This window comes from Nocardiopsis sp. MG754419, from assembly GCF_018207095.1.
Taxonomy (GTDB): domain Bacteria; phylum Actinomycetota; class Actinomycetes; order Streptosporangiales; family Streptosporangiaceae; genus Nocardiopsis.
In genome coordinates, this window is the sequence record NZ_QOCZ01000190.1 from 1 (window position 1) to 9,187 (window position 9,187).

The window sequence follows — 9,187 nt, forward strand, 5'->3', positions numbered from 1 at the left end:
GAGGGGGAGGGTGTCCCCGCCGGGTCGACCACGCGGGGGGCCTCCGGACACAGCGGCCGGAGGACCGCCCTGTGTGTCTTTGGTGATGAATGTGGATTCGTGTCCGGTTCGGTGCGGCGTGTCGTGGGAATCCTGACGTGGCACGCCGACGGACGTGGACCGGTGCGTCGGGAACACCGGCCGGGAGCGGGGGCCCTGGTCCAAGACCAGCCGCGCCGCCGAGGCGGGGGGAACCCCCTCGCCCACCAGACGGCACAGTTCCCGCAACCGGGACATGTCGGCCGGCGAGTACCGGCGGTGACCACCGGGACTGCGTTCTCCGGGACCGATCCCGTATCGCCGGTCCCAGCTGCGCAGTGTGGTGGGCGCGACCCCCAACAGGCGGGCCGCGGCGCCGGGGGTGATCGCGTCGTTCATGGCATCCCAACACGTTGCGAAAGCGGTGCGACTTGTGACACACGTCGCTGACCTTCGACTCTAGTCGGGAGAGCACCGAAAGGGGCGTCACCATGGAACTGGACACCAAACGCCGAACGGACCGGCGGCTCGACCTCGTGTACCGGGTCGGCGCCGGACTCACGGGGTTGTTCCTCATCGGCTTCGGCATCGCCGGTCTTCTGATCCGGCTGCCGTTGTTCGACACCCAGGGACAAGTGATCGCGGGCCTGTCCACGAACGGCGCGCTGAGCTTCCTGTCGATCGCCATCGGTTCACTGCTGGTCGGTGCGATGGTGTTGGGCGGAACCTTCGCCTCGAACGTGTGCGTGGCGGTCGGCGTGTCCTTCGTCGGCAGCGGTCTGGTCAATCTGTACCTGATGAGCACGGACTTCAACATCCTGGCCTTCTCCATGCCCAACGTGATCTTCAGCTTCGGGGTGGGGCTGGTGGTCATGACCTTCGGCATGTACGGACGGTTCAGCGGCGGGCTGGCCGAGGACAACCCCTATCGCCGGCACCGCGAGGCCAAGCACGAGGACGGGGTCCCCGCCCCGCGCACCGAGACCGCCGGCACGACGTCCCCCTCCGTCGAGGGGCGGGGGAGTGACGGACTCCCCGACGACGTCGTCCACCGGGCGGGGCAGGAGGCCGGGCGTCGCGGCTCCGACGGAGGGGCGAGCGCCTACGAGCCGCACGACCGCCACGGTTCGGACCGTCCGGCGAAGGGGCCGCGCGCGTGAGCGGGGAGCGACCCCGCGCGGGGCGAGCGGCACGGCAGCAGGGGCGAGGGCGTCTGGCGCTGGTCACCGGCGCCACCGGGTACATCGGTGGTCGGCTGGTCCCGGAACTGCTCGACGCCGGGTATCGGGTCCGCTGTCTGGCCCGCACCCCGGACAAGCTGCGCGACCACCCCTGGCGCGACCGGGTGGAGGTGGCCCGAGGCGACGTGGTCTCGGGAGAGGGCCTGGCCGAGGCCCTCGACGGCGTGGACGTCGCCTACTACCTGGTGCACTCGATGGGCGGTGGCGGTGACTTCGGCAGCGCCGACGCCGAGGGTGCCCGCACCTTCGCCCGGGTCGCGGGGGAGGCGTCGGTGGGCCGGGTGGTCTACCTCGGCGGTCTCTCGCCGGAGGGGGAGGACCTCTCCGCGCACATGGCCTCCCGCAAGGAGGTCGCCGACCTCCTGCTGGACGGTCCGGTCCCGGCCGTGGTCCTGCGCGCCGCGGTGATCATCGGTTCGGGGTCGGCGTCCTTCGAGATGCTGCGCCACCTGACCGAGCGGCTGCCCGCCATGACCACGCCCCGGTGGGTGCGCAGTCGGGTCCAGCCCATCGCCGTGCGGGACGTACTGCGCCTGTTGGTCCGGGCCGACACCCTGCCCGCCGACACCGACCGCGCCTTCGACATCGGTGGGTCGGAGGCGCTCACCTACGTGGAGATGATCCAACGGTTCGCCGTCGAGGCCGGCCTGGCCCGTAGGCTCGTGGTCCCGATCCCCGTCCTGTCGCCGGGACTGTCGAGCCTGTGGGTCGGGTTCGTCACCCCCATCCCGCCGTCGATGGCCCGGCCCCTGGTGGAGTCGTTGCGTCACGACGCGGTGATGGCGGAGGACGATCTGTCCGACCTGTTGGACGACCACGTACGGATCGGGTTCGACCGGGCGGTGGCCTTGGCCCTGCGCCGGATCGACGAGGACCGCGTGGACACCCGTTGGTCATCGGCGGCCTGGGCCACCGCACCCTCCGACCCGCTCCCCACGGACCCCGACTGGTCGGGAGGGAGTCTGTACTCCGACCGTCGTGCCCTGGTCGTGGACGCCCCCGCCGAGACCGTGTGGCGGGTGATCGAGGGGATCGGTGGACAGCGGGGCTGGTACTCGTGGCCGTTGGCCTGGGCGGCACGCGGATGGATCGACCTGGCCGTCGGCGGTGTGGGTCTCCGTCGAGGCCGACGTGATCCCGAGCGTCTGCGGGTGGGCGACTCGCTGGACTTCTGGCGGGTGGAGGAGATCGTTCCGGGACGCCTGTTGCGACTGCGGGCCGAGATGCGGCTCCCCGGGCTCGCCTGGTTGGAGTTGGGCGTCGCCGAGGTGCGCGGGCGCACCGTCTACCACCAGCGGGCCCTGTTCCACCCGCGGGGCCTTCCGGGACACCTGTACTGGAAGGCGGTGACGCCCTTCCACGGGGTGGTGTTCGGTTCGATGGCCACCAACATCGCCGACCGCGCCGAGCGGGACGCAGACGTGCGAGAGGGGGCGGCTGCCGGCGCGCGGGAGGCCTGACCTCCGCCGGTGACCGAGCGGGCGGACCGTCGACGTGACCGAAGGGTCCCAGAAGTAGCTAGTATTCCGAGAGGCTTGATTTTCTAGCTAATTCGTCCGCGAGCTCGGAAGGACCACCGACGGTGAGCACACGACTGGAACACCCGCCACGGCGATCACGATGGTGGGCGGGGGCCGCGTTGCTGGTCGCCCTCGTGTGGCTGATCGGCGCGGGCCCCCTCGGTGCCTTCCTCGGCCGCCTCGGTGAGGTCCAGACCAACGACCCCGCCGCCTTCCTCCCCGACGGTGCCGAGTCCACCGAGGTCGACCGGATCGCCGAGGACTTCGATCGCGCCGACAGCGTCCCGGCGGTCATCGTCCTCTCCGGAGACGGCGACCTCACCGACGCGCGGCTCGCCGACGCGGCGGAGCTGGTCGACCGGATCGACGAGCGACCGTGGGTGGCCGGTTCGGTCATCGGCCCCCTCCCCGGTACCGAGGACCCCTCGGTCGCCCAGATCGTCGTCCCCATCGACAACGCCTACGACACCGGCGACACCGTGGAGGAACTCCGCGCGCTCCTCGCCGACGAGCCCGTCGACGGTCTCCAGGCCCAGGTCACCGGGCCGGCGGGCTACGCCGCCGACCTGGTCGCGGCCTTCGGCGGTATCGACTCCACGCTGCTCATCGTCGCGGTCGTGGCCGTCCTGGTCATCCTCGTCGCCGTCTACCGATCGCCCCTGCTGCCGATCCTGGTCATCGTCGCCTCCCTGCTCGCCCTCGGCCTGTCCGGCGCCCTCGTCTACGTCGCCGCGGACCTCGGACTGATCAGCCTCAACGGTCAGAGCCAGGGCATCCTGTTCATCCTCGTCGTGGGCGCCTGCACCGACTACGCGTTGTTGCTCGTGGCCCGCTACCGGGAGGAGCTCGCCGCGCGCGAGGACGTGCCCGCCGCGGTGCTCGCCGCGGTCCGGGGCGTCACCGGGCCGGTCCTGGCCTCGGGCGGCACCGTCATCCTCGGACTGCTCTGCCTGCTGGCCGCCGACCTCAACTCCACCAGCAGCCTGGGACCGGTCGTCGCCATCGGTGTCGTGGCCGCCATGCTCGCCGCGATGACCTTCCTGCCCGCCGCCCTGGCCCTGTGCGGCCGTGCGGCGTTCTGGCCCACCGCCCCGCACCGTCTCCGCCACCGTGAGGGGCAGAGTATGGAGCGGGTCCTGGAACAGCACCCCTTCTGGGGCGGGATCGCCCGCGCCGTCGCCCGCCGCCCCCGGCTCCTCTGGCTGTCCACCACCGCCCTCCTGCTCGCCGCCGCGGTGTTCGCCCCCCAGTTCACCGCCGAGGGCACCGGCCAGGCCGAGGTGTTCCGCACCGAGGTCGAGGCGGTCGACGGGCAGGAGACCCTGGACCGCGGCTTCGGCCCGGACTCCAGCGCCGCCCCCGCTCTGGTCGTCGCCGACGCCGACCACCTGGACGCGGTCGTCGACGCCGCGGAGGACACCCGCGGGGTCGAAGGCGCCGCTCCCGTGAGCGAACCCGGGCCGCCCGGGAACGAGGGGCCCGTGCTGGTGGAGGACGGCCGGGTACTGATCGAGGTCGACCTGGACGCCGTTCCCGAGACCACAGCGGCCGTCGACACCGTCCGTGATCTGCGCGAGAACGTGCACGCCGTGGAGGGCGCCGGGGCACTGGTTGGCGGTATCGACGCCACCGACCTCGACACCCGGGAGACGGCCCAGCGCGACTTCGTGGTCGTCGTGCCACTCGTGCTGGTCGTGGTGTTCCTGGTCCTCATCCCGCTGCTGCGCTCCCTGGTGGCCCCGCTGTTGCTCATGGCGGTCAACGTGCTCTCGTTCGCCACGGCCCTCGGGGTGGGCACGCTCGTGTTCGACCACGTCCTGGACCTGCCGGGGGCCGACCCGGTGGTGCCGCTGTTCGCGTTCGTGTTCCTGGTGGCGCTCGGCATCGACTACAGCATCTTCCTGATGTCGCGGGCCCGCGAGGAGACGTTGATCCACGGGCACCGCGAGGGCGTCCTTCGCGCCCTCACCGTCACCGGCGGGGTGATCACCTCCGCCGGGGTGGTCCTCGCGGCGACCTTCGCGGCGCTCGCGGTGATCCCCCTGTTGTTCCTGCTCCAGTTGGCGTTCCTGGTCGCCTTCGGAGTGCTGGTCGACGCCCTGCTCGTGCGCACCGTGCTCATCCCGGCGTTGGCCCTGGACGTGGGCCCGCGTCTGTGGTGGCCCGGTCGGGCCGGTCGGGTCGCTCTCCCGGTCGGCCGTGAGAGCGGGACGGGGCGCGACGGCCTCGGGCAGGACGCCGCCGGACGGGACGGATCGCGCCCCGCGGCGTCCTGAGCCCCGGTGGGGGACCGGGAGACCGGACCGAGGACTCCGCGGGTTCCCGCCGCGCGAGGGAGCCCTACAGCGGTTCGCCGGGCAGGGCGTGGTAGGCGCGGGCGAGTTCGCGCAGGAGGTCGGGGCGGGGCAGCTGTACGCCGTCCACCGCCTCGACCGGACGCACCCCGGCGGTCGCGTTGGTGACGAAGGCCCCCGCCATCCGGGTGGCGGCGACCGCGGCCAGCGGCCTCGTGGAGAACGGGACGCCGAGATCCTCGGCGGCCCGCTCCACGAGCCGCATGGTCACCCCGGGCAGGCAGGGCGCCTGGGGCCATACCAGCCCGGACCCGTCCAGGAAACCGATGTTCCAGGTCGGCCCCTCCGAGACCCGCCCGTCCACCCCCATGAAGAGGGCGTCGTCGAAGCCGTCCAACTGGGCCGCGCGGCGTTGTCGGATCGCCCCGAACAGGCCCGTGCCCTTCACCGTCGGGGTGTCCCGGGAGAACAGCCGGGTGCCCAGGCGCAGCGGCTCGGGGTCGGCCGCGGGGGCGGGCCGGGCGGAGACGAGGATCTGCGGGAGCGACCGCGCGGCCGGGTGGGCGAGGTTCAGCGACGGGTCGAAGACGGTGACGCGCACGACCGAGGGGGAGGGCTGGGCGCGGGCCGACCGCCGGGCGAGCTCGCGCACGCGGGGGATGTCGAGTTCGGTCCCGAAGAGGGTCGCGCAGTCACGGCTGAGGCGCTCGGTGTGCAGGGAGAGGCCGCGCACACGCAGATCCGTGACGAGCATGGTCGTGAAGTGTCCGTACCCCTGGAGGGCGAGGCCGGCGAGTTCTCCCGTGCTGACGGGACGTCCGTTCAGTTCCATTACGGGCCTATTCTGGCACTTCGGGACGCCCGGCGGAGGGAGTGGGGAGCGCCGTTCCCCGGCCGCACGGGCGCCGCGTGCCCCTCGCCCGGTTCAGTCTCCGGCGGACCGCTCCATCTCGGTGAAGGCCGTGGTCAGCTGCCGTTCGGAGGTGGCCAGGTACTCCGTCAGTTCCTCGGCGGCGGTCTGGGTGTCCCCGGCCGCCAACGCCAGGTGGATCCGTCGGTTCCACGGCAGGTAGGGGTCGTGGAACTCCTTGGGCGCGGCCATCACGTGGAAGACCAGGCGCGTCTCGGCCAGTACCTGGCGCATGAACTCGTTGATCCGGACGCTGCCGGCCAGCGCCGCCAGCGCCTCGTGGAAACGCATGTTGGCACTGCCCATGCGCCACCAGTCCTCCTCCGCGCGGGCGGCCTCTCCCTCGTCCACGGCCGCCCCGACCGCCCCGACCAGGTCCTTCGCCACTTCTGTGGCGCCCCTCACGGCGGGAAGTTCCAGGGCCCTGCGCGCATTGAACAGATCGCGGACGTCGTCACCGGTGGGGCGGGCGACGAACACGCCCCGGTGCATGTGGTGCACCAGCAGGCGTTCCCGGCTCAGGAGCCGGAACGCCTCGCGCAACGTGTTCCGGGAGACCCGGTACTTGCGGCTGAGCTTCTCCTCGGAGAGACGGACGCCCGGTGCCAGTTCGCCGTCGATGACGAAGGTGCGGAGCATGTCGGCGACGCGTTCGGCCTGACTGGTCGCGGGCACCAGCGCGGGTGCGGGCAGCCGGTCGATGTGGTCGTCGGTCGCCGTCACATGAGCTCCCTCTGCTGCGCTGTGCGCCCTGGACGGGTGCGGTGGTCCCACCAATGTTACGCAGCGGAGTCGGGGAGGTTTTACTTACCCGCCCCTTACCTGCGGTTATGGATTGCAGTATTGTTCAACAATCCAACGATGAGGTTGGCCGTGTTCCATCCCCTCCAGCGATATCCGGAGAGTCCGCCATGAGCGACCAGCCCCCGACGACACCGCCTGCACCGGTGCGTCCCCGCTTCGGTCGTGTGGCACTGAGCAGCAGTCTGCTCGGTGCCATGTTCCTGATGGCCACCAGTGCCATCGGCCCCGGGTTCATCACCCAGACGACCACCTTCACCGCACAGCTCGGTGCCGCGTTCGCCTTCGCGATCCTGGTCTCGATCCTCGTCGACATCGCCGTCCAGCTGAACATCTGGAGGGTCATCGGGGTCTCGAACATGCGGGCGCAGGATCTCGCGAACAAGGTCCTGCCCGGTGCCGGTTACCTGTTGGCGGTCCTCATCGTCTTCGGCGGTCTGGTCTTCAACGTCGGCAACATCGCAGGCACCGGTCTGGGTCTCGACGCGATGGTCGGTTTCGACCCGCGCATCGGCGCCATCGCCTCCGCCGCCATCGCGATCGTCATCTTGGCCGTCAAGCGGCTGGGAGTGGCGTTGGATCGAATCTTGGTGGTCCTCGGCGTACTGATGATCGGCCTCACGCTGTACGTGGCCGTCATCTCCGGTCCTCCGGTCGGTGAAGCACTGCGCCAATCCGTTCTGCCCGAAGCGGCCCGTGGTGACCTCTTCCTGGCCACCATCACCATCATCGGTGGCACGGTGGGCGGCTACATCACGTATGCCGGTGCGCACCGCCTCATCGAGCAGGGCAAAGGTGGCCGTGAGAACATCGCCGCCATCACACAGACCTCCGTGACCGGCATCGTCATCACCGGTGTCATGCGCGTGGTCCTGTTCCTGGCGATCCTCGGCGTCGTCGCGGGTGGTGTGTCCATCATGGATTCACCCAACCCCTCCGCGGAGGCCTTCTACCAGGCCGCCGGTGAAGTGGGCATGCGCCTGTTCGGCATGATCATGTGGGCGGCCGCCGTCAGTTCCGTCATCGGGGCCTCCTACACATCCATCTCCTTCATCACGACCTTCTCTCCGTGGCTGGAGCGACACAAGGGCTCGTTGGTCACAGCCTTCATCGGTATCTCCCTGATCATCTTCCTGGTCTCCGGACAGGCACCCAACACTCTGCTGGTGCTCGCCGGTGCCCTGAACGGTGTGATCCTTCCGGTCGGGCTCGGTCTGCTCCTGTGGGTGGCCTGGCGACACTCCGCGACTCTGCTCGACGGTTACCGCTACCCGAAGTGGCTCCTCGCCATCGGCGTCCTCGCCTGGGCCCTCACCGTCTACATGGCGGTCAGTGCCCTGGGCGGCATCGCCGCGCTCTGGCAGTAGACGCATCGCATCCCGGTGGGCGGGTCGACGACGACGTCGACCCGCCCACCGTCACCACCCACCCCATGGGCCCCACGAACACCTGTGGCACCAGTCGATGCTCCGGTGGGCAGACTGGGAGCAGGGGGGAACGAGCAACCGGAAAGAGGAGCACCGCCTTGCGTATCGACCTCAACTCCGACCTGGGCGAGAGCTTCGGTCGCTGGGAACTCGGCGACGACCGGAGCCTGTTGTCCATCGTGACCAGTGCCAACGTCGCCTGTGGATTCCACGCCGGCGACCCCTCGACCCTGCGTCGCACCACCGCCGAGGCGGCCGAGCGCGGAGTGGCCGTGGGCGGACACGTCGCCTATCGCGACCTGGCCGGGTTCGGACGCCGCTTCATCGACGTCCCGGCCGCCGAACTCACCGACGAGGTGCTCTACCAACTCGGTGCCCTGTCCGCCTTCACCGCCCTCAGCGGGCGGCCCATCCGGTACGTGAAGCCGCACGGCGCCTTGTACAACACGATCGTCCACCACGAGGAACAGGCCGCCGCGGTCGTCGAGGCCGTCCGCGCCTTCGACCCGGGCCTGCCCGTGCTCGGACTTCCGGGATCCCGCTTCCTGGAGCAGGCGGCGCGGGCCGGCCTGCCCACCTACCGTGAGGCCTTCGCCGACCGCGCCTACACGCCCGAGGGCACCCTGGTCTCGCGCCGCGAGGCCGGCTCCGTGCTCCACGATCCCGAGGCCATCGCCGCCCGGTGCCTGCGCATCGCGCGCGGGCAGACCATCACGGCGATCGACGGCACCGAGATCCGCATCGAGGCCGACTCCCTGTGCGTGCACGGCGACAGTCCCGGCGCCGTGGACATCGCCCGCGCCGTCTCCGAGCGACTGCGCGCCGAGGGGATCACCGTGGCGCCGTTCACCGAGGCCTGACCCGGACGAGCACCACAGTCACCACGGAAGGGCCGGTCCCTCGCCCGGACCGGTCGGCCCGGTACGTCGACCGGGACCGGCCCCCGACCACACCACCATCCGGAGGGGCGCCCACC

8 protein-coding genes are annotated in these 9,187 nt (G+C 71.0%); 5 read left to right on the top strand and 3 right to left on the bottom strand.

The features are described from left to right. Positions 1-417, bottom strand: a 417-nt coding sequence (locus DSY14_RS29005; RefSeq protein ID WP_249188433.1) for a MerR family transcriptional regulator, incomplete at its 3' end; no start/stop codon positions are given. A gap of 92 nt (positions 418-509) precedes the next feature. On the opposite strand from DSY14_RS29005, the gene DSY14_RS25010 reads away from it, so the two are divergent. The 3 genes from DSY14_RS25010 (at position 510) to DSY14_RS25020 (ending at position 5,055) form a co-directional block, all read left to right on the top strand. After that, positions 510-1,178, top strand: coding sequence for a DUF4383 domain-containing protein (locus tag DSY14_RS25010; RefSeq protein WP_211719072.1), 669 nt, complete (start codon positions 510-512; stop codon positions 1,176-1,178). A gap of 53 nt (positions 1,179-1,231) precedes the next feature. Beyond that, positions 1,232-2,719, top strand: coding sequence for an SDR family oxidoreductase (locus tag DSY14_RS25015; protein WP_211719078.1), 1,488 nt, complete (start codon positions 1,232-1,234; stop codon positions 2,717-2,719). Between the two features lie 122 nt (positions 2,720-2,841). Beyond that, on the top strand, positions 2,842-5,055 hold the full coding sequence (locus DSY14_RS25020) for an MMPL family transporter (protein ID WP_211719073.1): 2,214 nt from the start codon (positions 2,842-2,844) through the stop codon (positions 5,053-5,055). A gap of 64 nt (positions 5,056-5,119) precedes the next feature. Here the strand turns inward: DSY14_RS25020 and DSY14_RS25025 are convergent, their stop codons facing one another. Both DSY14_RS25025 and DSY14_RS25030 read right to left on the bottom strand, forming a co-directional pair. Further along, positions 5,120-5,905 carry an aminotransferase class IV family protein gene (locus DSY14_RS25025; protein ID WP_211719074.1) on the bottom strand — a complete coding sequence of 262 codons (786 nt, stop codon included), beginning with the start codon at positions 5,903-5,905 and terminating at the stop codon, positions 5,120-5,122. A 93-nt stretch (positions 5,906-5,998) separates the two neighbouring features. Next, a complete protein-coding gene (locus DSY14_RS25030; RefSeq protein ID WP_211719075.1) occupies positions 5,999-6,706 on the bottom strand; it encodes a GntR family transcriptional regulator in 708 nt (235 codons plus the stop codon). Between the two features lie 188 nt (positions 6,707-6,894). On the opposite strand from DSY14_RS25030, the gene DSY14_RS25035 reads away from it, so the two are divergent. Then, on the top strand, positions 6,895-8,151 hold the full coding sequence (locus DSY14_RS25035) for an NRAMP family divalent metal transporter (RefSeq protein ID WP_211719076.1): 1,257 nt from the start codon (positions 6,895-6,897) through the stop codon (positions 8,149-8,151). A gap of 158 nt (positions 8,152-8,309) precedes the next feature. Then, positions 8,310-9,071 carry a LamB/YcsF family protein gene (locus tag DSY14_RS25040; protein WP_211719077.1) on the top strand — a complete coding sequence of 254 codons (762 nt, stop codon included), beginning with the start codon at positions 8,310-8,312 and terminating at the stop codon, positions 9,069-9,071. Positions 9,072-9,187: the final 116 nt, after the last annotated feature.

Coding starts and splice junctions, on each gene's coding strand:
- DSY14_RS25025 (WP_211719074.1), bottom strand. CDS start 5,905: ATGGAACTGAACGGACGTCCCGTCAGCACGGGAGAACTCGCCGGCCTC.
- DSY14_RS25010 (WP_211719072.1), top strand. CDS start 510: ATGGAACTGGACACCAAACGCCGAACGGACCGGCGGCTCGACCTCGTG.
- DSY14_RS25035 (WP_211719076.1), top strand. CDS start 6,895: ATGAGCGACCAGCCCCCGACGACACCGCCTGCACCGGTGCGTCCCCGC.